The sequence below is a fragment of the Stutzerimonas sp. S1 genome (assembly GCF_025966695.1).
Classification (GTDB): Bacteria; Pseudomonadota; Gammaproteobacteria; order Pseudomonadales; family Pseudomonadaceae; genus Stutzerimonas.
In genome coordinates this window covers 187,004-209,196 of the sequence record NZ_JAOEIY010000004.1, presented here as the reverse complement: position 1 = coordinate 209,196, position 22,193 = coordinate 187,004, and the positions used below count along the sequence as shown (strand labels likewise).

The following is a 22,193-nucleotide window of genomic DNA, read 5'->3' as shown; positions in this document are numbered from 1 at the left end:
GCCTTGGCGTAGGGTGGATGACGCTCTACCCATCCACCGTTGTGGTTTGCTGGCTGGTGGACAAGCTTCGCGTTGTCCACCCTACGTATGGGCGCAGGGTGGATGACGCACTGTTCAGATGATCCCGCGCTCGCGCAGGCCCTGGCGTTGTTCATCGGTGAGGCCGAGGCCGGCCAGCACATCGTCGGTGTGCTCGCCCAGTTGCGGGCCGCCTTCGCCGATGCGCCCGGGCGTGCGTGACAGCTTGGGCAGCACGCCCGGTACCTTGAGCGGGCCGGCGAAGGTCTGCACCTGCTCGATCATCTGCCGCGCCAGGTAGTGCGGGTCCTTGACAATATCGGCGGCGGTGTAGGGATAGCCGGCCGGCACGCGGGCGCCCTTGAGTGCTTCGATCACCTCGTCGCGGCTGTGCTGGATGGTCCATTCGCCAATGGCGGCATCGATCAGCTCGGCGTGCTGGGCGCGGCCGTCGTTGTGGGCGAAGCGCGGATCATCGGCAAGGTCTTGGCGGCCCATCAGGGTCATCAGGCGCTTGTAGATGCTGTCGCCATTGCCGGCGATCAGCACGTAGGCGCCGTCGTTGCACAGATAGGAATTGGACGGCGTGATGCCGGGTAGGGCACTGCCAGCCGGCTCGCGAACGTAGCCGAAGGCGTCGTATTCGGGCACCAGGCTTTCCATCATGGCGAACACCGACTCGTACAGCGCCACGTCGATTTCCTGACCCTGGCCGCTACGGTTGCGCTCCTGCAGGGCGAGTAATACACCGATCACGCCATACAACGAGGACAGCGAATCGCCGATGCTGACGCCAACCCGCACCGGCGGCTGGCCCGGATAGCCGGAGAGGTGGCGCAGGCCACCCATGGCTTCGCCGATCACGCCGAAGCCAGGCAGGTCGCGATAGGGGCCGGTCTGGCCGTAGCCGGAAATGCGCAGCATGATCAGCCGAGGGTTCAGCTTCGACAGCTCATCCCAGCCCAGGCCCCATTCTTCCAGCGTGCCGGGGCGGAAGTTCTCCACCAGAATGTCGGCTTCGGCCACCAGCTGGCGGACGATTTCCTGGCCTTCCGCGGCCTTGAGATCGAGCGTCACCGAGCGCTTGTTGCGCGACTGCACATGCCACCAGAGCGAGGTGCCGTCCTTGAGCTTGCGCCACTTGCGCAACGGGTCGCCGACCTTGGGCGGCTCGATCTTGATCACATCGGCGCCGAATTCACCGAGCAGCTTGCTGGCGAAGGGGCCGGCGATCAGCTGGCCCATCTCGATCACCTTGAGGCCCTGCAGCGGCAGGTTCTTGTCTGTCTGTTCGCTCATCACGACACCTGTGCCGGTTGATTCATGGTGCCGAGCATGACCGACCCATCGGCAGCGGACAATTGGCCGTTGGCCAAGTAAGGTTTCGCGCCTCACGAAGGCTAAGACGAAAGGAGCTTTGAAAAGCTTAGGTCGGGCAGCGCATGCTTCGTCTACCGCGAATACGGGAATCCAATATGCGTCGCATTGATTTCGTTACTCTGCGCCTGTTTGTCGCCATCGCCGACGAGCGCAGCCTGACCCGCGCCGCCGAGCGCGAGCATCTGGCGCTGGCGGCGGTGAGCAAGCGCGTCAGCGATCTGGAAGGGCAGCTCGGCGTCAGCCTGCTCTATCGCCAGCCCAAGGGCGTCGAGTTGACGCCGGCCGGCCACGCGCTGCTGCACCACGCGCGCAACCTGCTGGACAACCTGCAGCAGCTGGACGCTGACCTCAGCGAGTTCAGCCAGGGCGTGAAGGGCCATGTGCGCATCCACGCCAACACCTCGGCGGTGATCGAGTTCCTGCCCGAAGACCTGAGCGCCTTTGCCCGCCAGCACCCGGAAGTGAAGATCGACCTGGAGGAGCGCGTCAGCAGTGACACCCTGCGCGCCCTGCGCGAGGGGCTGACCGATATCGGCCTCTTCGCCGGGCACATGCCGGCCGAGGACCTGCAGGTGTTTCCCTACCGCGAGGATCGGCTGGTGCTGGTCACGCCACGTGAGCATCCGCTGGCCGGCCGCGAATGCATTGCACTGCGCGAGGCGGCAGGCTTCGACTTCATTGGCCTGCAGCAGGACGCCTCGCTGCATGCCCTGCTGCAGCAGTCGGCACAGCAGATGGGCACGCCGCTGCGCCTGCGCATCCAGGTGCGCAGCTTCGAGGCGATCTGCCGGATGATCCACACCGGCATGGGCATCGGCGTGCTGCCTGAGCAGGTGGTGCGCAACTACCTGCCGGCGCTGGACGTGGCCATGGTGCCGCTGACCGATGTCTGGGCGCGGCGCGAACTCAAGCTGGGCGTGCGCAACCTGGAAAGCCTGTCGGTGACTGCCCGGCAGATGCTCGAGCACCTCACGCTTCGCGAAGGCCAGGCCTGAACGAAGCCGTTCAGCGGCGCGATCGCGTCACGGCCTTCGCCAACCACGAAGTCGCGCTTGGCCAAATAGCAATTCAGCGCATAGCTGGTGCCGGGGTAGAGTCGGACCAGCTGCATGGCTCACACAACTACAAAACGGAGCTCTCCATGGCACGACTCACCCGTGGCATCACCCGTCTGCTCGCCGCTTCGGCGCTATTCACCGTGCTCGGCGCCCAGGCCGATCCGATCCTGATCAAGTTCTCCCATATCACCGCCGACAGCACGCCGAAGGGCCAGGGCGCGCTGATGTTCAAGAAGCTCGTGGAAGAGCGCCTGCCCGGGCAGGTGGAGGTGCAGGTGTTCGCCAACTCCTCGCTGTACGGCGACGGCAAGGAGATGGAGGCACTGCTGATGAACGAGGTGCAGCTGCTGGCGCCGGCACCGTCGAAGCTTGAGCAGTACACCAAGCAGCTGCAGCTGTTCGACCTGATGTTCCTGTTCGACGACATGGCCGCCGCGCAGCGCTTTCAGCAGTCGGACAAGGGCCGCGCCATGCTCAAGTCGATGGAGGACAAGGGCATCACCGGCCTGGCCTACTGGCTCAACGGCATGCGCCACTTCACTGCCAACAAGCCGCTGCGCGAGCCGGCCGACGCCCGCGGGCTGAAATTCCGCGTACAGCCCTCGGACCTGCAGGCCGCCCAGTACACCGCCCTGCGGGCGGTGCCGCGCAAGATGGCCTTCGCCGAGATCTACCAAGGCCTGCAGACCGGCGTGGTCAATGCCCAGGACAATCCCTGGTCGAACATCTACAGCCAGAAGTACCACGAGGTGCAGAAGTACATCACCGAGTCCGGCCACGGCATCGGCAACTACCTGCTGATCACCAATACGAAGTTCTGGAATGGTCTGCCTGCGGAGGTGCGTGGCGAGCTGGAAGCGATCATCGACGAGGTCACCGTCGAGGTGAACCGTCAGGCCGAGGCGCTGAACGAGAAGGCCAAGCAGGGCGTGATCGACTCGGGCAAGAGCGAAATCCTGGTGCTCAGCGACGAGCAGCGCGCCAAGTGGCGCGAAGCGGTACAGCCGGCCTGGAAGAAGTACGAGGATGAAATCGGCAAAGAGCTGATCGAGGCAGCCCGCGCGGCGAACAGCGAGCGCTGAGGCATACCGTGGCGACGGTCTGTTAGACCATCGTGCAGTGTCCGCTCCTCCAGCAGCGCAGCACAATGCCAGCATCGAATCTGCGTGATCCGATTAAGTGTGTACTGACCGGTTTACTGGTTGGACGGGCGGTCCCGAATGGGGTCGCCCTTTTTTTCGCCCGTCGAAAAGTTCTGCCGTGATGCTGCGGCAGTCCGTACGGAAATGCCTGCACGATCCACTGTCTATGCTTTAGGCAGTGGCCGCGATGACGTTGCGGCGTGCTGCGTGGCGAAACATGTCTGTCAGGCGTTGGTTGGCGGTTTGCGAGCGAGGTCGAGTGCGGCGCCGCTCGAGCAAGCCACTTTGGGTTCGTAGGGGTCGCCTGTAGGACAGGGTTCCACAAACTGAAGTGAAGCGATCACCGGACAGACATGAGGTTATGCCCATGAATGCTGCGTCTCTGTATCCCGTGCGGCCCGAGACGGCCGCGCGTTCGCTGACCGACGAGGCCACCTACAAGGCGATGTATCAACAGTCGGTGGTCAATCCCGAGGGCTTTTGGCGCGAGCAGGCGGCGCGCCTGGATTGGATCAGACCCTTCAGCGAGGTCAAGCGCACGTCCTTCGACGATCACCATGTCGATATCAAATGGTTCGCCGACGGCACGCTCAACGTCTCTGCCAATTGCCTCGATCGGCACCTGGCCGAACGTGGTGATCAGCTGGCGATCATCTGGGAAGGTGATGACCCTTCCGAACACCGCGAGATCACCTACCGCGAGCTGCACCAGGAGGTCAGCAAGTTCGCCAATGCCCTGCGCGGTCAGGACGTGCACCGCGGCGACGTGGTGACCATCTACATGCCGATGATTCCCGAGGCAGCCATAGCGATGCTGGCCTGCGCACGCATCGGTGCGATCCATTCAGTGGTGTTCGGTGGCTTCTCCCCGGAGGCGCTGGCCGGACGCATCATCGATGGTCAGTCGAAGATCGTGATCACCGCCGACGAGGGTGTGCGCGGCGGCAAACCGGTGCCGCTCAAGGAGAATGTCGACGAGGCGCTGACCAACCCGCAGACCAGCTGCGTGCAGAAGATCATCGTGGTGCGGCGTACCGGCACCGACATCCGCTGGCACCCGCATCGCGACATCTGCTACGACGACCTCATGCGCGTCGCCGGCGAGGTCTGTGCGCCGAAGGAGATGGCCGCCGAGGAGCCGCTGTTCATCCTCTATACCTCTGGCTCCACCGGCAAGCCCAAGGGCGTGCTGCACACCTGTGGCGGCTACCTGCTGTACGCCGCGCTGACTCACGAACGGGTATTCGACTACCGCTCCGGCGAAATCTACTGGTGCACCGCTGACATCGGCTGGATCACCGGGCACAGCTACCTGATCTACGGTCCGCTGGCCAACGGCGCGACGACGCTGATGTACGAAGGCGTGCCGAACTATCCGGACGTCGCCCGCATCGCCCGGATCATCGACAAGCACAGGGTCAACATTCTCTACACCGCGCCGACGGCGATCCGCGCGATGATGGCCGAAGGCGCCGCCGCGGTGGCCGGTGCCGACGGATCCAGCCTGCGCCTGCTTGGCACGGTGGGCGAGCCGATCAATCCCGAAGCCTGGCACTGGTACTACGAAACCGTCGGCCAGTCGCGCTGCCCGATCGTCGATACCTGGTGGCAGACCGAGACTGGCGGCATCCTCATCAGCCCATTGCCGGGTGCCACGGCGCTGAAACCGGGCTCGGCGACCAGGCCGTTCTTCGGCGTGGTGGCGGGGCTGGTGGACAATCTCGGCAATCTGCTGGAGGGGCCGGCCGAGGGCAATCTGGTGATCCTCGACTCCTGGCCAGGACAGATGCGCACCATCTACAAGGACCACGACCGCTTCGTCGACACCTACTTCAAGACCTTCCGCGGTATGTACTTCACCGGTGACGGGGCGCGGCGCGACGAGGATGGTTATTACTGGATCACCGGACGGGTCGATGATGTGCTCAACGTCTCCGGTCATCGCATGGGTACCGCCGAGATCGAGAGCGCACTGGTGGCCCATCGCAACGTCGCCGAGGCGGCGGTAGTCGGCGTGCCGCATCCGCTGAAGGGCCAGGGCATCTACGTCTACGTCACGCTGGTGACAGGCGTCGAGCCGAGCGACAGCCTGCGTCAGGAGTTGCAGCAGTGGGTGCGCCGGCAAATCGGGCCGATCGCCGTGCCGGACGTGATCCAGTGGGCGCCGGGGCTGCCGAAAACCCGCTCGGGCAAGATCATGCGCCGGCTGCTGCGCAAGATCGCCACTCATGACTACGACAGCCTTGGCGATATCTCGACGCTGGCCGATCCGTCAGTGGTGCAACAGCTGATTGCCGCGCATCAGGCGATGCAGCGCAGCTGAGCGCGGCCGCTACGGGCTACCGGCCGGGTGACAGCTGCGGCTCGGCCCGGCCGTGGGTTACGTCGGCCGTTAGTTTTTCCTGCGCGACGCGGGCGACGCTCAGTTCCGGGAAGCTGCCGCCGATGAATTCGATCCGGCGGGTCGGGTGAGCGAAGTCCACTTCCAGCTCCCTCAGGCCGTCGAGGAGCGCGAGATTGATCTCCTGCTGCACGTCCATGTACTTGTTGTAGTCGGACGTCTGCATGATGTAGACGACCTCGAACGTCAGCTGGCTTTCGTCGAAGGCCAGGAAGTGCGCACGGTCGAACTGGACCGCCTCCAGTCCTTCGATGATGCGCCGCACCAGCGCGCTCACCTCGCGCACCTTGGCCGACGGCGTGCGGTAGGAAATGCCGAACTTGAAGACGATGCGCCGGGTATTCATGCGCTTGTAGTTGTGCAGGATCTGCTTGAGCAGGTCGGCGTTGGCGCACACCACCTGCTCGCCGCTCAGGCTGCGGATGCGCGTGGTCTTCAGACCGATGTGTTCGATGGTGCCGGCCACCTCGCCGAACACCACGAAATCGCCGATCTCGAACGGTTTGTCGATGCCGATCGACAACGAGGCGAAGATATCGCTGAGCAGGGTCTGTACCGCCAGCGCGATAGCGATGCCGCCGACGCCAAGGCTGGCGACCATCGCGGTGATGTTCACGCCCAGGTTGGCGAGGATCGACAGCAGCATCATCGTCCACACCACCATGCGCAGCATGATGCCGATGATGGTGGTGGTCACCGGGTTGCGCGCCTTGCCGTCGCGGGTCAGGCTGTCCATCCACAACTGCACTGCGGTATCGAGCCATAGGGCGATCTGGAAGGCGAGGGCAATGAACCAGCCGTGGGACATTGCTGCCTCCCAGCGTTCGGGCAGTTCCACGACCTTGAGGCCGATCAGCAGGGAAAAGGCGAGGATCAGGAAGCGGCTGGTGTTCTCCAGCATCTGCGCGGCGATGCCGACGAAACCGCTGCGCGAGCCGTTGAGCAGGCGACGCAGGCGGTTGGTGACCAGTTTCAGGATGGTACGCAGCAGCACATAGCTGACGACGGTGACAGCGACCACTATGGCAGCGTTGATCCACAGGGTTTCGTCCAGCAGAACGTCCCAATTCATCGATTCGATTCCTCCACGACGGCTGGGCGCGCCGAGGCGCGCGCGAGCAAAAGGCTACGGTTTTCAGTAGCCGGTGCCGCCGAGAAGTTCCCTCTGGGATGGAAGCGGGCGCCGCAGTCGCGACGCCTGGCAAGGCTCAGTCGAGCGAAAGGAGCGGCAGCAACTGCTCGTAGCCGCCGCCGTTGATCACGTTGCGGTAGCCCAGTGCGCGCAGTTCATTCTGCGCCAGCGAGGAGCGCCGGCCGCTACGGCAGTAGAGCGTCACGGTAGTGTCTTTGTCAGGTGCGACCTCGGCGATGCTGGCGGCCAGCTCGGTCCAGTCGATATTGATGGCGCCGGGGAGCGCCCCTTCGGCGAACTCGTCGCCGGTGCGCACGTCGATCAGCAGCGTGTCCGGTAGCTGCAGCGCTTGCACGGCGGCGGGACGGTCGATTTCGCCTGCGAGCGCGGAAACACTCAACGTCAGGGCGAGGGTCAAAACTGGCAGGCGCATGGTGGGTCCTCTTGCTGGATGCTGCCGCGCACTTTACCCGAACATCCGAGTGAGGTTGGGCAGGATCAGTATCACTGCGGTGGCGATAACGATCAGTGTGGCCTGCCGAAACTTCTTCTGCTTGAACATCGTGTGGCCTTCTTCTTGTTCTGGACGTGCTGCACTCATTGCGTCTGATTATCCCGGCGCGCCTGGTGATCTGCGTTTCGGGGTGTTGCGCAAATGGGAAGGGCAGCACGTCAGGCGCCTTTTCGCGGCGGACATTGAGCTGTCGTCCGCCTTCCTCCGCTATTCAGTGCCTCGATCTGCGCCTTCAGGACCGTCACGGTTCGCTACATCGGCGCCGGGCTTGTTGAGCAGCAGCAAGTTCCATACCGGAGCACTGGCGTACAGAACATTGCAGCGCCAGCGCTCACGCTGTTGTCCATTGACGGGTATGGCAAACGAATCGGAGGCCTCCATGAATATTCGTAACCTGTCGTGCTTGCTACTCGTCAGCGCGGCGACACCCTTTGCGCTGGCCCAGGACAGCGGTATGACGCTGGAGCAGCAGCGTCAGCGCAGCGGCGCCGAGATGCAGGAGCATCGCGAACAACTGGGCCGCGACATCAACACCATTCGCGAGCCCGCCGCCGATGCCCCGGCCGCGCAATACCCGGCGGAGGATGTGCGTAGCAACCCCCGCGCGCCACAGCTTGAGGATTCCGACCGACGGCAGCCGGGTCGCAGCGACCGGCCCGGCTCATCGCCCCGCCCGGCGACGACGCCGACGCCGATTCCGCATACCAACGGCACCACCGATGGTCCCGCGGGTGGAATGGAAACAGGTGCAGGTAACGGCGGTGCAGCGAGCAGCGGGCCGACCGGCGGTGCGGCGGCGCAGCCAGAATGACGAAAACTACCCGTGGCTGCGGTTGATGATCGCAATTGGCCAGCTCTGTCATGAAGCTGACATGATCGAGGCTTGAAATACGCTGCGCCGCTGATCGTGCGGCGTCTTTCAAGCCACGGGATCTTCCATGACCGTCACCGAGCAGTTGGGCACGCTGGACCGTATTCTTGCCCACGGCGACATCACCACGCTGTTCCAACCCATCGTGTCGCTGTCCGAGCGCCGCGTGCTGGGCTATGAAGCGCTCAGCCGCGGCCCTTCCAACAGCGCCTTGCATTCACCGATCAACCTGCTCACGGCGGCGCGCCACGCCGGTCGCCTCGATGCGCTGGAGGTGAGTTTTCGCCAGAGCGCCTGCCGTCGTTTCCGCGAGGGCGCGCTGCCGGGCAAGCTGTTTCTCAACGCCTCGCCGGAATCGCTGCTCGATAGCAGTCACCGTGCCGGACGAACGCTGGAACTGCTGCATGCCTACGGAATACCCGCCAGCCAGGTGGTCATCGAGCTCACCGAACAGACCCCGACCGACGATTTCGATGTGCTCGATGCCGCGCTGCGCCATTACCGGGCAATGGGTTTCCTGATCGCGCTGGATGATCTCGGCGCGGGCTATTCGAGCCTGCGCCTGTGGTCGGAGCTGCGCCCCGATTACGTGAAGATCGACCGTTATTTCATTGATGGCATCCACCAGGACCGTCTCAAGCGGGAGTTCGTTGAGTCCATCCTGAAGATCGCGCGCGCCTCGCACGCTCAGGTCATCGCTGAGGGCATCGAACTGTCTGAGGAGCTGGCCGTGCTGTCGGACATGGGTGTCGATCTGGTGCAGGGCTATCTGTTGGGGCGTCCCCAGGAGCAGCCGGTCATGGATGTGGATGAGCTGATTTCGGCGCTGTTGGCCGCCCCAGCGCCTGACGTGGACGAGGAGGCGTCGCCGCTGGCGCCCCTGCTGATCGCCCAGCGCGCGATCGGTGCCGACCGGCAGATTGCCGAGCTGCTGGAAATTTTCCGTCTGCAGCCGAGCCTAGGCTCCATCGCGGTGCTGGACGACGAGCAACGGCCGGTGGGCATCATTCATCGCTACCTGATCTCCGAGGCGTTGCTGAAACCGTTCGCCACCGATCTGCTGGCGCGCAAGCCGGTCAGTCGCCTGATGAGTTGCGATTATCTGGCGGTGGAGCTCAGCCAGTCCCTGCAGCAGGTCAGTCGACTGCTGACCAGTCGAGCGCGGCAGCGTGTCGATGAGGACTTCATCATCACGCGCGACGGCCGCTACCAGGGACTGGGACGGGTCATCGATGTGCTCAAGCTGATCACCGAGATGAAGATCCAGCAGGCCCGGCATGCCAATCCGCTGACCTTGCTGCCGGGTAACGTGCCGATCCAACAGAGCCTGACGCGCCTGTTGCAGCAGAACCGGGCGGCGGCGATCTGCTATGTGGACATCGACAACTTCAAGCCTTTCAACGATCTCTACGGCTATGCCAGGGGCGACGAGGTGTTGCTGTGCCTGGCGCAGTGTCTGAACGAGATGGTCGACCCGGCCAGCGAATTCATCGGTCACATCGGTGGCGACGACTTCATGCTGGTGCTCGGATGTGGCGACTGGGAAGGGCGGCTCCAGCGGCTCTTCGCCCGCTTCGAGCGCCGGGTACGCCAGTACTATCGCGCGGAGCATTTGGCTGAGGGGTGCTTCGTGGCAGAAGATCGCACCGGCCAGCCGGAGCGCTATCCCTTGCTGTCGTTGTCGGTCGGTGTGGTGCTGCTGCATGAGCGCCGCTCGGCCGCGCTGGACGCCGCTGCCCTGGCCGGCCTGGCGTCCGATGCCAAGCGCGCGGCGAAAAAACAGGCGGGCTACAGCCTGCACGGGTTGGCGGCGACAGCGGGGAAGGCTGCGTTCGAACAGATGATGTTCGCACCCTAAGGCGTTCTTGGCCTGCGACTTCCACTCACAGCCAGGTCGACAGCGTGATCGAGCCGAACTGGTCGTGTTTCTGCTGGCCTTCGAATTCGTGCGTGCGCCAGACGCTGGCGAATGCCAGCTGCCAGCGCGTCCAGGTCAGCGCCACACCGAGCTTGGCATCACCGACCCATTCGCGGCGATCCACCGAATGGCTGTCCTCGAAGGTATTGCCATCAAGGAGCATGTTCTGCGCCATGTAGCGACCTTCAAGATTGGCGAAGCCATACCAGCCGAAGCCGGGGCCGGGGCGGAAGAACTGGGTGCCGCTCTGCGCCGGCGTGACCGCCGGGATGCTGAAACTGCGGTCCAGATTCCGACCCAGGCGCATACCCAGCCCTGCGGAGGCAAAGGTGTAGAGGTTGCCGAGCGCGAAACCCAGACTGGGACCGTACTCCAGCTCCAGTCCGCCGAGGCGATGCTGCAGCCACCAGCGGTGCTGATACGCGAGGTTGACGAATGGCTCGTTGTGCAGCTGATGGTCCCAACCATTGGGCTCATCGCTGTCGGTGATGTGGTGTACCACGCGCTGCAGTCGCTTGCCGCCTGCAGCAGGGCCGACGATCCCGGCGTCCAGGTGCAGACCTTGGGTGGAACGCCATCCTTCGCGTCGCGTATCGGCGAACAGCGATAACCCGGCGAACATCAGGCCGGCGTACGGCCGGTCGTTCTCGATCAGACCGTCGATCTCGATCTGGTCGGGCGTGTAGATCTGGTGGCCGAACCGCAGGGCGACATTGTCCAGTGCCGCGCTGGACCAGCCGGGCAGGATGTCGGCAAAGTTTCGGCTCCAGTGCAGCGGTTGCGGCTCGAAGCCCCAGATGACTTCCAAGCCGTTGCTGTAATGGCCGTCGCTTCCGGAGGCGATGATGTCGTTCTCGACCTTGAGCGAGAGCGTGTCGGCCGAGGCCAGGAGGGGTGTGGTGAGCCAGGTTGCAAACAAAACGAAACGGCGCAGCACGTTGCGATTCATGTATGTTCCTCCTGCTTTACATTCTTATTTGTATGTCATGTCGGACCGCTGCCATGCGCGAGCGTTCTGCATGCAGGTTTTGATGAACATTTCAGGGGGAAGGGACGTTAGATGTACGAACTGGACGTGATGCTTGGCTTGTTGATGGTGGCATTCGTGCTGCTGATCGTCGGATATGCCGCGCGCGACAAGGGATGGGGCGCCGCAATGATCGGACTCGGTATCGTCGGCGCGATGTCGGTCCTGGCGTACAAGATGTACCTGACCTTCGGCTGACAGGCTCGCCCCTGCCTTCCCGGCATGCCAAACCGCCTCGTTTGGTGCGACATGTCGGGGGCGGGAAATGGGTGGGCGTCGCGGGCTGCCGTGTCGAGCCTGAAGCCCAAAAGCAAAAGCCCCTGATTTCACATGGAAATCAGGGGCTTGCTTGAATCGAATCTGGCGGTGAGGGAGGGATTCGAACCCTCGATACGATTTCTCGTATACACACTTTCCAGGCGTGCTCCTTCAACCGCTCGGACACCTCACCGGATCCCGACGGCGGTTCATGTCCGTCGAGGCGCGCTAATGTAGCCGAACAGGATACGTATGGCAAAAACTTTTTTTAGTTTTTTCATGCGTTTAAGCAGTAGCTACGGTGTCTGACAGTTGGGCTTGGCGATGGCCCGCAGCTTGGCTAAGTTCTCGGACTCAGGCCCCGTTGGTTTTTCTCGCGACAAGCGCGCGGGATGCGGTTGAGCCAGGACTTGCTGTGTGAGCCTATTCAATAACAAGCGAAAACATCGCGATACGGTCCACGTGCCAGGGCGGCGGCGTCTGCTCGTCAGCCAGCTGGAGCTGGGGATGTACGTCTGCGAGCTGGACCGGCCCTGGCGTGAGAGCGATTTCCTGTTTCAGGGTTTCGCCTTGCTCGACGTCGAGCAGATCCGGGCGCTGCGCCAGCGGTGCGACTTTGTCTATGTCGACGAAACCCGGCGCCTGCCATTAGGGGCTGACGGCATGGTCGCGGTATCGGTCAGGCCCACCAAGATCCAGCGCAGCCTGCCGGCCACGCCGTTGTCCGAAGAAATCGAGCATGCCTACGACGCCTTTCATGCCGGTGCGCGCCTGCTCGATGAGGTGCTGGCCGACGTGCAGCTTGGCCGTCCGATCGACACGCGGGCATGCCATGTCGTGGTCAGGCGCAACCTGGAAAGCATGCTGCGAAACGAAAGCGCGATGCTCTGGCTCGCACGGTTGAAGACGCAGGACGTCTATACCAGTCTGCATTGTCTGTCGGTCTCTATCCTGGCGATGGGTTTCGGCAAGCATCTCGGCCTGCCGGATGCCAGGATCGAGCTGCTGGGCATGGCTGGGCTGCTCCACGACGTCGGCAAGATGAAGATCGATCCACAGGTGCTGAACAAGCCGGGCAAGCTCACGACCGAAGAATTCGAGCACATCAAACAGCACCCATCCTTCGGCTACCGGGCCTTGTGCGCGCAGGAGGACATTCCCGGCGCTGCCGTGCAGGCAGCGTACGGGCATCACGAGCGGCTGGATGGTACCGGGTACCCGCTGGGGCTCGATCGCAGCCAGATCCCCTTTGTCACTCGGGTGGTGACCATCGTCGACGCCTTCGATGCGATCACCAGCCACCGGAGCTATGACCGCGCCCGGCCGATCCAGGCTGCCTATGACGTGTTGCGCAGTGGCAGCGATCGACAGTTCGACGAGCGGCTGGTCGGCGAATTCATTCGCTGGCTCGGGGTGTTCCCGGTCGGTTCGCTGGTGGAGTTGCACTCGGGCGAGGTCGCGCTGGTGCTGGAGCGGCATGCGCAGTTGCAGTTGCGGCCGAAGGTGGTTGTTCTGCGTGATGCGCAGAAGAATCCCTGCGCGCCTCGTTATCTGGATCTGTCGCGCATCACGGTGGACAGCGAAGGTACGCCTTATCGAATCAGCAATGGCCTCGCCGATGGCACTCACGGTCTGTTCATTGCCGATGACCAGCTGCAGGCCATCCTGCATCCCGAGTCGCTGGCGGTGCTCGAACTGGATACGGAGTCGAGTTAAGGCGCCGCTGACGACGCTGGCACGGGCTCGACGAGCTTGCCACGCCGGCCTGGGGCTGACCGGCCAGTCAGTCACGGCGCTTTACCCAGGCGATGGCGGTGGGTAACGTCTGCGCACTTCAAGAACAAGGAGTTCGCCATGAGTGAGCTGATTTCGTACCAAATCGAGGATGGGATCGCGACGCTGACCCTCGCCAACGGCAAGGTCAACGCATTGTCCCCGGCCATGTTCGATGAGCTGAACGCTGCGCTGGACCGCGCCGAACAGGATCGCGCCGTGGTGATTCTCACCGGGCAGCCGGGCATTCTCTCTGGCGGCTATGACCTCAAGGTGATGACTTCGAGCCCGCAGAATGCGATGGCGCTGGTGGCCACCGGGTCGCGCTTCACGCGGCGAATGCTGGCGCACCCGTTCCCGATCATCGTTGCCTGTCCGGGACATGCCATCGCCAAAGGCGCTTTCCTGTTGCTGGCGGCCGATTACCGCATCGGTGTCGAGGGCACCTTCCACATCGGCCTCAACGAGGTGCAGATCGGTATGACCATGCATCATGCCGGCATCGAGCTGGCGCGTGATCGACTGGACAAGGCGGCGTTTCAGCGCTCGGTGATCAATGGTGAGCTGTTCGATCCGCAGGGCGCGGTGCAGGCGGGTTTCCTCGATCGCATAGTGCCGGCTGGTGAACTGCTGGCGGTAGCGGCGGCGGCGGCGCAGCAGCTGAAGAAGATCAACATGGTTGCGCACAAAAACACCAAGCTGAAGGCGCGCAAGGCACTGCTGGACACGCTCGATCAGGCGATCGAGCTGGATCAGCAGCACTTCGGGCTGTAAGCCTGGGCCTGTCGCGGCAGAGAAATTTTCTGCGGATTGCTCATTCCTGACGATCCTGCGTTTACACTGCGCCTGTAACGCCCCGCCGATGGCGGGGCGTTTTCATTCCTATCAGTGTCGCATCGCAGGAGAGCCCCGATGTCCGCCCCGCATACCCCGGTAGAACGCGCCGATTTCGACCAGGTCATTGTTCCCACCTTCGCCCCCGCCGCCTTCGTGCCGGTCCGCGGTCTGGGTTCGCGAGTCTGGGATCAGAGCGGTCGAGAGCTGGTGGACTTCGCTGGTGGCATCGCGGTCAACGCCCTCGGGCATGCTCATCCCGCGCTGGTGGCGGCGCTGACCGAGCAGGCCGGCAAGCTCTGGCATATTTCCAACATCTATACCAACGAGCCGGCGCTGCGCCTGGCCAAGAAGCTGGTCGCCGCGACCTTTGCCGATCGTGCCTTCTTCTGCAATTCCGGCGCCGAAGCCAACGAGGCGGCTTTCAAGCTGGCGCGTCGCTATGCTCACGATGTCTACGGTCCGCAGAAGTTCGAGATCATCTCGGCGGTCAATAGCTTCCACGGCCGTACGCTGTTCACCGTCACGGTGGGCGGCCAGTCGAAGTACTCCGATGGTTTCGGGCCGAAGATCGAGGGCATCACTCATGTGCCCTACAACGATCTCGCCGCGCTGAAGGCCGCGATCTCCGACAAGACCTGCGCCGTGGTACTGGAACCGATTCAGGGCGAGAGCGGCATCCTGCCGGCCGAACAGGCCTATCTGGAGGGCGCGCGCCAACTGTGCAACGAGCACAATGCGCTGCTGATCTTCGACGAAGTGCAAACCGGCATGGGGCGCACCGGCGAGCTGTTCGCCTACATGCACTACGGTGTCACCCCGGACGTGCTGACCAATGCCAAGAGCCTGGGTGGCGGCTTCCCGATCGGCGTGATGCTGACCACCAATGAGGCGGCGGCGCACCTGAGCGTCGGCACCCACGGCACCACTTATGGCGGCAACCCGCTGGCGTGCGCCGTTGCCGAGACGGTGGTGGACATCGTCAACACGCCAGAGGTGCTCGAAGGCGTCAAGGCCCGGCACGAGCGCTTCAAGGCCCGGCTGCTGCAGATCGGCGAGCGTTACGGTGTGTTCAGTCAGATACGCGGTCGCGGCCTGCTGATCGGCTGCGTGCTGAGCGAAACCTGGAAGGGCAAGGCCGGCGCCTTCTGTGTGGCGGCAGAAAAAGAGGCACTTATGGTGCTGCAGGCTGGTCCGGACGTGGTACGTCTGGCACCCAGCCTGGTGATCGATGAGGCCGATATCGAAGAAGGCCTGGATCGCTTCGAGCGCGCCATTGCCAGCTTGACTCAAGCCTGATTTTTCTTTGACGAGGCGGCTCGGCCGCCTCGCGTCTTACTAGCGAGAGCAATTCGAATGAGCGATAGCCTGCAACTGGTTCTGGAAGATGTCGACGGAACCCAACTGGAAACCTCCTGCACCCGTTTCGCCGTGATTTGGCAGGGGCGCGAAGTGTGGATTCAGCAAGTCGGCAATGGTCAGCTGATGATCGGTGTGGATGTCGAGGACGGCGATACCGAGTACGCCAATCTGGTATTGCGTCCACTGGCGACCAACCTGGTCAGCCTGCAGCTGGAGATGGAGCCGGTGGAGTCCGACGACGAAGAGCATGTGCACGGACCTGACTGCAACCACTGATGGCGGTATGCCGGCATGCTCGCTTTGGGCAAGCTGCTGGAGCTGACGCTCGCCGGGCGTGAGCCTTGCGAGAAGATCCAGCTCACCCCGCAAGGGGTGAAGCTGCGCTGGCTGGCCGAAGGGGCCATGCTGGTGACACCGCCCGATGGGCTGGACGATGGCCTGGACCTGCTGCTGTCGGCGGGTATTCACGGCAACGAGATCATTCCTATCCAGCTACTCGATCGCCTGGTACGTGCCCTGGCGCGCGGCGAGCTGCTGCCGCGTGCGCGCTTGCTGGTGCTGTTCGGCAATCCGCTGGCGATGCGCGCGGGCAAACGACAGCTCGATCAGGACCTCAATCGGCTGTTTTGTGGCGCGCACCGCCTGGCCATTGGCGCTGAAGCAGCGCGCGCCGCGGCGCTGGAACGCCTGGCGACGACATTCTTTTCCGCGCCTGAACGTCTGCGACGCCATTACGACCTGCATTCGGCGATGCGTCCGTCGCGTCTGCCGCAGTTCGCCATCTGTCCGTGGCGCGCTGGCGAGCAGGTTTCTGCGGCTGCGCTGGAGCGGTTGCGAGAGATGGGAGTCACGGGGGTGCTGTTTCAGCAACAAGCGAGCAGCACCTTCAGCGCATTTAGCGCGATTCAGCTGGCCGCGGAGGCGTTCACACTGGAGCTGGCCGAAGGTGACGAAGCGTGGCGGTGGCTCGATCGGCTGGAGCAGAGCTTGTGGGGGATGCTCGAGGGTCGGGTGGTGCCGAGCGCCGCTGCGCCACCGCTGCAACATTTTCGCATCGCCCGCGAGATCATCAGGCGCAGCGCGGGCTTTCACCTGTGCGTGCCGCCAACCATCGAGAATTTTGCGCCACTGGCACAAGGCAGCGTCGTGGCGGTGGAGGGCGACGGCCGTCAGTGGCTCGTCGAGGAAGCGCAGGCGCGGCTGCTATTCCCGATGCCGGATGTGGCGCCAGGGCAGCGCGCCGGGCTGATCGTGGTGCCGTGCGAATGAACGTCGCGGTCATCCCGGGAGCGCGTGCGACGGGTTGGGCTGACTAGCCGAGGCCGGTGGAGCCGCCAGCCGGAGTTTCCAGCCCTTGGTTGCCGGTGACTGTTGCGGTTGCCGTGGCTGCCTCGGCATTGCGGCGCATACGCTGGCGGTCGGTTTCACTCTGCTCCAGCGGCAGATGCCGGGAAGTGCCTTCGGCCATTGCCGCCTGTTCGTTGATCTCGCTGAATATGCGTTTGGCTTCGCAGCGTCCGGTCACGCCGCGACTCAGGGCCATGCCGCCCATGGCCAGCTGCAGCAGGCCGCCAAGCCCGCCGCGACGCAGGCCCTTGCCCAGAAGATACAAGCCGCCGGCGAGCGAAGCGGCGCGTTCCCAGCCGTGGACGTTTTGTGCGTTCGAAGAGGTGCGATTCATTGCGTGGACTCCGACGAGGATATTCTCAATGACTGACTCTCACCGACGCGGACCGTTCGCGGTCGCGGGTCGGCAGGTGCGGATATCCACGCGTTTCAATGTCGCATGCCTCGACTCAACCCATCCGCTGATCGCCGGAGAGGGGCTGAGTGATGCGGTTGCTGCCGGGTGGGGCGGGGCTTGCAGCGCTAGCCAGCCATGCCGAACACCTTGAGTACGAAGGCGTACTCCAGCGCCACGTCCTTGAGCGCCTGGTAGCGACCGCTCATGCCGCCATGCCCGGCGCCGAACTCGGTCTTGAGCAGCAGCAGGTTGTCGTCGGTGCGGGTGGCGCGCAGCTTGGCGACCCACTTGGCGGCTTCCCAGTACTGCACGCGGCTGTCGTTGTAGCCGGCCACGGCGAGCAGCGGCGGGTAGGCCTGGGCCCGGACGTTCTCGTACGGCGCATAGGCGCGGATGCGTTCGTGCACCTCGGGCTGGTTCGGGTCGCCCCATTCGTCGTACTCGGTCACGGTCAGCGGCAGGTCGGCATTGAGCATGGTGTTGAGCACGTCGACAAAGGGCACCTCGGCGATCGCCGCACCGAACAGTTCCGGACGCAGGTTGAGCACCGCGCCGATCAGCAGCCCGCCGGCGCTGCCGCCGCTGATGGCCAGGCGCGGCGACGTGGTGTAGCCGTCGGCCAACAGCTGTTCGGCGCAGGCGATGAAGTCGTTGAAGGTGTTCGGCTTGTGTTCCAGCTTGCCGGCGCGGTACCAGGCTTCACCCAGATCACCACCGCCACGCACATGGGCGATGGCGAAGACGAAGCCGCGGTCGAGCAGTGACAGTCGTGCGTGGGAGAACCAGGGGTCGAGGCTGTGACCGTAGGCGCCGTAACCGTAGAGGTAGAGCGGCGCCGGCTTGCCGAAGCTGTCGCGGCGGCCGACCAGGCTGATGGGAATCTGCGTGCCGTCCTGCGCGGTGGCCCAGATGCGCCGGCTTTCGTAGGCGTCGGCATCGAACGCGCCTTCCACCGGGGTTTCCTTGAGCACCTCCTGGGCGCCGTCGGCGAGAGTCAATTGGCGGATCTGCGCCGGGCGGTTCAACGCCTCGTAGCGCACGCGGATCACCGTGCTGGTGAATTCCAGCGAGTTCTGCACGTGCAGGCTGTAGGCCGCATCGGGCAGCTGCAGGCGATAGGGCTGAACGCCCTGCGATCGCACCTCGATCACCGGCAGGCCGCTTTCGCGCAGGGTCAGGGTGATCGCCTCGGCGTTCAGGCTGACGTCCTCGAGCATCACCGCGTCGTCATGCGGGACCAGCTCCTGCCAGTGCTCGCGGCCCGGCTCGGCCTCACTGGCGTGGTAAAGGGCGAAGTTGATGCCTCCCTGGTTGCTGCGGATCAGCCAGCGCCACTGGCCTTCGTACAGGCCATGGTCGGGGAAGTATTCGTGGTCTTCCTGGCGTGGCGCCAGGCATGTCCAGTTGCCTTCCGGCTGGTCCGCCGACAGTACCCAGGCTTCGCTGGTGGTCTTGCTGTGGGAGAGGATGACCAGCTGGCGTTCGGAGCTGGCGCGGTAGCAGTGGACGAAGAAGCGCCCGTCCGGATCGTGAAACACCGCGGCGCTACCGGTCTCGCCCAGGCGATGGCGGTAGATCCGGTGCGGCCGATGGGTCTCGTCCAGCTCGCCATAGAAGAGCGTCTGGCTGTCGTTGGCCCAGGTCATGCTGCCGTCGCAGTTGTCGAAGGGCAGCTCCGTTACCGCGCCGCTGGCCAGGTCCTTGACGTACAGCCGGTAGATCTCGTCGCCTTCGCGGTCGAGGCTGTAGGCGAGCTTGCTGTGGTCCTGGCTGATGCTGAAGGCGCCCAGCGACAGGAAGCCGCCGCCGGCCAGCTCGTTGGGATCGAGCAGCAGCTGCTCGGCGCTTTCGTCCACCATGAGCGAGCCATCCAGCGGGCGCGGGCAGCGGTAGTGCCGCGGGTACTCGTCGCCAGCGGTGGTGCGCTGGTAATACAGCCACGGACCCCAGGGCGAGGGTAGGGACAGATCGGTTTCGCGAATCCGGCCTTTGATTTCCTGGAACAGGGTTTCGCGCAGTTCGGCCTGCTCGGCGAGCTGTTCTTCGAGGTAAGCGTTCTCCGCCTTGAGATAGGCCAGCACATCGTCGGCGTCGCGATTCTCCAGCCAGCGAAAGGGATCGGTGCCGATGTCGGCGCGGGCGATGGGGGCTTGGGACATGCAGTACTCCGGATTCGGTGGGTGCGTTGACCGTACATGGCGTGCAACGAATTGCGGCAGTGTACCTGCTCGACTGCGTCTAGGATTGACCCGGTTGGTGCAGTCCCGGTTTCAGCTTTTCAGCCTGCCCGGGCAATGCCTTCATCGCTGTGGTGAATGCAGGCAGATCGGCGTTGTCGATGGTGACTAGGCAGTCGCGAAATTTCCGCTGACAGGTGACTTTCGGTTAGGCAAACCAGCCGATTGACAATGCTGCGCTTTTCCCCGAAGGTGTGCCGACCCAAATCAAACGGGCGTATGAATCGAGCGTTTGCCAGAGCAGATGCCGGTCACCCGGATTATCGTGTCGGTGGGTGTCGTTCGCCGCAAGGCGCGGTCGAGTCAGGGCCGAAGACGTGAGACACGTAACGTTCAGCTTCCATACCTGGAGATCAGTTGATGATTTACGAAGGTAAAGCCATCACGGTTAAGGCTCTTGAGAGCGGCATCGTCGAATTGAATTTCGACCTCAAGGGTGAGTCCGTCAATAAATTCAATCGCCTCACTCTCAACGATCTGCGCCAGGCTGTCGACGCCATCAAGGCCGACGCTTCGGTCAAGGGCGTGATCGTCACCAGCGGCAAGGACGTATTCATCGTCGGCGCCGACATCACCGAATTCGTCGACAACTTCAAGTTGCCCGATGAAGAGCTGGTTGCCGGCAACCTCGAAGCGAACAAGATCTTCAGTGATTTCGAAGACCTGGGCGTACCCACCGTGGTCGCCATCAACGGCATCGCCCTGGGTGGCGGTTTCGAGATGTGCATGGCTGCCGACTATCGCGTCATGTCCACCGCCGCCAAGGTCGGTCTGCCGGAAGTGAAGCTGGGCATCTACCCGGGCTTCGGCGGCACCGTGCGCCTGCCGCGTCTGATCGGTGTCGATAACGCCGTCGAGTGGATCGCATCCGGCAAGGAAAACCGTGCCGAAGACGCGCTCAAGGTTCATGCAGTCGATGCCGTGGTCGCTCCGGAGAAGCTGCAAGCCGCTGCACTGGATCTGGTCAAGCGCGCCATTTCCGGCGAGCTGGACTACAAGGCCAAGCGTCAGCCGAAGCTGGACAAGCTTAAGCTCAACGCCATCGAGCAGATGATGGCCTTCGAAACCAGCAAGGCCTTCGTGGCTGGCCAGGCCGGCCCGAACTATCCGGCCCCGGTCGAAGCCATCAAGACCATTCAGAAAGCCGCCAACTTCGGCCGCGACAAGGCCATCGAAGTCGAGGCCGCCGGCTTCGTCAAGCTGGCCAAGACCTCGGTTGCGCAGAGCCTGGTCGGCCTGTTCCTCAGCGATCAGGAGCTGAAGAAGAAAGCCAAGGCCTACGACAAGCAGGCCCGCGACGTGAAACTGGCTGCCGTACTCGGCGCCGGCATCATGGGCGGCGGCATCGCCTACCAGTCCGCCGTCAAGGGCACGCCGATCCTGATGAAGGATATCCGCGAAGAGGGTATCCAGATGGGTCTGGACGAGGCCTCCAAGCTGCTCGGCAAACGTGTCGAGAAAGGCCGTCTGACCGCTGACAAGATGGCTCAGGCGCTCAACGCGATCCGCCCGACCATGTCCTATGGTGATTTCGGCAATGTCGACATCGTCGTCGAAGCCGTGGTCGAGAACCCGAAGGTCAAGCACGCTGTGCTGGCCGAGGTGGAAGGCCACGTTCGCGAAGACGCGATCATCGCTTCCAACACCTCCACCATCTCCATCAGCTACCTGGCCCAGGCGCTCAAGCGTCCGGAAAACTTCTGCGGCATGCACTTCTTCAACCCGGTACACATGATGCCGCTGGTGGAAGTGATCCGTGGCGAGAAGACCAGCGAAGTGGCTATCGCTACCACCGTCGCCTACGCCAAGAAGATGGGCAAGAGCCCGGTCGTGGTCAACGATTGCCCGGGCTTCCTGGTCAACCGCGTGCTGTTCCCGTACTTCGGCGGCTTCGCCCGCGCCATCGCCCACGGTGTCGACTTCGTTCGCGCCGACAAGGTGATGGAGAAGTTCGGCTGGCCCATGGGCCCGGCCTATCTGATGGACGTCGTCGGCATGGACACCGGCCACCACGGCCGTGACGTGATGGCTGAAGGCTTCCCGGATCGCATGAAGGACGACACCCGCACGGCTGTCGATGTGATGTACGAGGCCAACCGCCTCGGCCAGAAGAACGGCAAGGGCTTCTACGCCTACGAGATGGACAAGAAGGGCAAGCCGAAGAAGGTCGTCGATGCCCAGGCCTACGAGCTGCTCAAGCCGATCGTTGCCGAGACGCGCGAGCTGTCGGACGAGGACATCATCAACTACATGATGATCCCGCTGTGCCTGGAAACCGTGCGCTGCCTGGAAGACGGCATCGTCGAAACCGCTGCCGAGGCCGACATGGGCCTGATCTACGGCATCGGCTTCCCACCCTTCCGTGGGGGCGCGCTGCGCTACATCGATTCGATCGGCGTCGCCGAGTTCGTCGCGATGGCCGACAAGTACGCCGACCTGGGCCCGCTGTACCACCCGACCGCGAAGCTGCGCGAGATGGCTGCCAACGGCCAGCGCTTCTACGGTTAATCGAGGGAGAGAGAAT

The 22,193-nt window shown here is 63.6% G+C and carries 18 protein-coding genes and 1 tRNA gene; 12 read left to right on the top strand and 7 right to left on the bottom strand.

The window, feature by feature from the left end; translation table 11 throughout:
* Nucleotides 1–114 precede the first annotated feature (114 nt).
* Nucleotides 115–1,317, bottom strand: coding sequence for a CaiB/BaiF CoA-transferase family protein (locus N8H22_RS10180; protein WP_104098189.1), 1,203 nt, complete (start codon nt 1,315–1,317; stop codon nt 115–117).
* Nucleotides 1,318–1,493: 176 nt separating this feature from the next.
* On the opposite strand from N8H22_RS10180, the gene N8H22_RS10175 reads away from it, so the two are divergent.
* The 3 genes from N8H22_RS10175 to acs all read left to right on the top strand — a co-directional run bounded on the left by N8H22_RS10175 (nt 1,494) and on the right by acs (nt 5,921).
* A complete protein-coding gene (locus tag N8H22_RS10175; protein WP_264590389.1) occupies nt 1,494–2,393 on the top strand; it encodes a LysR family transcriptional regulator in 900 nt (299 codons plus the stop codon).
* 146 nt (nt 2,394–2,539) lie between these two features.
* Nucleotides 2,540–3,538 (top strand): TRAP transporter substrate-binding protein, encoded by a 999-nt coding sequence (locus N8H22_RS10170; RefSeq protein ID WP_264590388.1) that lies wholly within the window; start codon nt 2,540–2,542, stop codon nt 3,536–3,538.
* Nucleotides 3,539–3,965: 427 nt separating this feature from the next.
* On the top strand, nt 3,966–5,921 hold the full coding sequence (acs, locus tag N8H22_RS10165) for an acetate--CoA ligase (RefSeq protein ID WP_264590387.1): 1,956 nt from the start codon (nt 3,966–3,968) through the stop codon (nt 5,919–5,921).
* A gap of 16 nt (nt 5,922–5,937) precedes the next feature.
* On the opposite strand, the gene N8H22_RS10160 is transcribed toward acs, so the two are convergent.
* Entirely contained in the window at nt 5,938–7,071 is a 1,134-nt protein-coding gene (locus N8H22_RS10160; protein WP_264590386.1) for a mechanosensitive ion channel family protein, read from the bottom strand.
* Nucleotides 7,072–7,207: 136 nt separating this feature from the next.
* Nucleotides 7,208–7,564 carry a rhodanese-like domain-containing protein gene (locus N8H22_RS10155; RefSeq protein ID WP_264590385.1) on the bottom strand — a complete coding sequence of 119 codons (357 nt, stop codon included), beginning with the start codon at nt 7,562–7,564 and terminating at the stop codon, nt 7,208–7,210.
* Between the two features lie 460 nt (nt 7,565–8,024).
* On the opposite strand from N8H22_RS10155, the gene N8H22_RS10150 reads away from it, so the two are divergent.
* Together N8H22_RS10150 and N8H22_RS10145 are read left to right on the top strand one after the other, a co-directional pair.
* The gene (locus tag N8H22_RS10150; RefSeq protein ID WP_264590384.1) at nt 8,025–8,456 is read left to right on the top strand and encodes a hypothetical protein; all 432 of its coding nucleotides are present in this window, start codon (nt 8,025–8,027) and stop codon (nt 8,454–8,456) included.
* Nucleotides 8,457–8,583: 127 nt separating this feature from the next.
* On the top strand, nt 8,584–10,374 hold the full coding sequence (locus N8H22_RS10145) for a bifunctional diguanylate cyclase/phosphodiesterase (protein ID WP_264590383.1): 1,791 nt from the start codon (nt 8,584–8,586) through the stop codon (nt 10,372–10,374).
* A 25-nt stretch (nt 10,375–10,399) separates the two neighbouring features.
* Here N8H22_RS10145 and N8H22_RS10140 read toward each other — a convergent pair whose 3' ends face one another.
* Nucleotides 10,400–11,383, bottom strand: a complete 984-nt coding sequence (locus N8H22_RS10140; RefSeq protein WP_264590382.1) for a lipid A deacylase LpxR family protein — start codon at nt 11,381–11,383, stop codon at nt 10,400–10,402.
* Nucleotides 11,384–11,494: 111 nt separating this feature from the next.
* On the opposite strand from N8H22_RS10140, the gene N8H22_RS10135 reads away from it, so the two are divergent.
* Nucleotides 11,495–11,659 (top strand): hypothetical protein, encoded by a 165-nt coding sequence (locus N8H22_RS10135; protein ID WP_264590381.1) that lies wholly within the window; start codon nt 11,495–11,497, stop codon nt 11,657–11,659.
* 163 nt (nt 11,660–11,822) lie between these two features.
* Here N8H22_RS10135 and N8H22_RS10130 read toward each other — a convergent pair.
* Nucleotides 11,823–11,912 (bottom strand) — tRNA-Ser (locus N8H22_RS10130).
* Nucleotides 11,913–12,136: 224 nt separating this feature from the next.
* Here N8H22_RS10130 and N8H22_RS10125 point away from each other — a divergent pair.
* The 5 genes from N8H22_RS10125 (at nt 12,137) to N8H22_RS10105 (ending at nt 16,957) form a co-directional block, all read left to right on the top strand.
* Nucleotides 12,137–13,435, top strand: coding sequence for an HD-GYP domain-containing protein (locus N8H22_RS10125; RefSeq protein ID WP_264590380.1), 1,299 nt, complete (start codon nt 12,137–12,139; stop codon nt 13,433–13,435).
* Nucleotides 13,436–13,573: 138 nt separating this feature from the next.
* Nucleotides 13,574–14,266, top strand: a complete 693-nt coding sequence (locus tag N8H22_RS10120) for a crotonase/enoyl-CoA hydratase family protein (RefSeq protein ID WP_264590379.1) — start codon at nt 13,574–13,576, stop codon at nt 14,264–14,266.
* Nucleotides 14,267–14,404: 138 nt separating this feature from the next.
* Complete coding sequence (locus tag N8H22_RS10115) at nt 14,405–15,625, top strand: aspartate aminotransferase family protein (protein WP_264590378.1); 1,221 nt, start codon at nt 14,405–14,407, stop codon at nt 15,623–15,625.
* Between the two features lie 57 nt (nt 15,626–15,682).
* Nucleotides 15,683–15,964, top strand: coding sequence for a topoisomerase II (locus N8H22_RS10110; RefSeq protein WP_264590377.1), 282 nt, complete (start codon nt 15,683–15,685; stop codon nt 15,962–15,964).
* A gap of 15 nt (nt 15,965–15,979) precedes the next feature.
* Nucleotides 15,980–16,957 carry a succinylglutamate desuccinylase gene (locus N8H22_RS10105; protein WP_264590376.1) on the top strand — a complete coding sequence of 326 codons (978 nt, stop codon included), beginning with the start codon at nt 15,980–15,982 and terminating at the stop codon, nt 16,955–16,957.
* Nucleotides 16,958–17,000: 43 nt separating this feature from the next.
* Here the strand turns inward: N8H22_RS10105 and N8H22_RS10100 are convergent, their stop codons facing one another.
* Together N8H22_RS10100 and N8H22_RS10095 are read right to left on the bottom strand one after the other, a co-directional pair.
* The gene (locus N8H22_RS10100; RefSeq protein ID WP_264590375.1) at nt 17,001–17,369 is read right to left on the bottom strand and encodes a YgaP-like transmembrane domain; all 369 of its coding nucleotides are present in this window, start codon (nt 17,367–17,369) and stop codon (nt 17,001–17,003) included.
* A gap of 188 nt (nt 17,370–17,557) precedes the next feature.
* Nucleotides 17,558–19,591, bottom strand: coding sequence for a S9 family peptidase (locus N8H22_RS10095; RefSeq protein WP_264590374.1), 2,034 nt, complete (start codon nt 19,589–19,591; stop codon nt 17,558–17,560).
* A gap of 438 nt (nt 19,592–20,029) precedes the next feature.
* On the opposite strand from N8H22_RS10095, the gene fadB reads away from it, so the two are divergent.
* On the top strand, nt 20,030–22,177 hold the full coding sequence (gene fadB / locus N8H22_RS10090; protein ID WP_264590373.1) for a fatty acid oxidation complex subunit alpha FadB: 2,148 nt from the start codon (nt 20,030–20,032) through the stop codon (nt 22,175–22,177).
* Nucleotides 22,178–22,193: the final 16 nt, after the last annotated feature.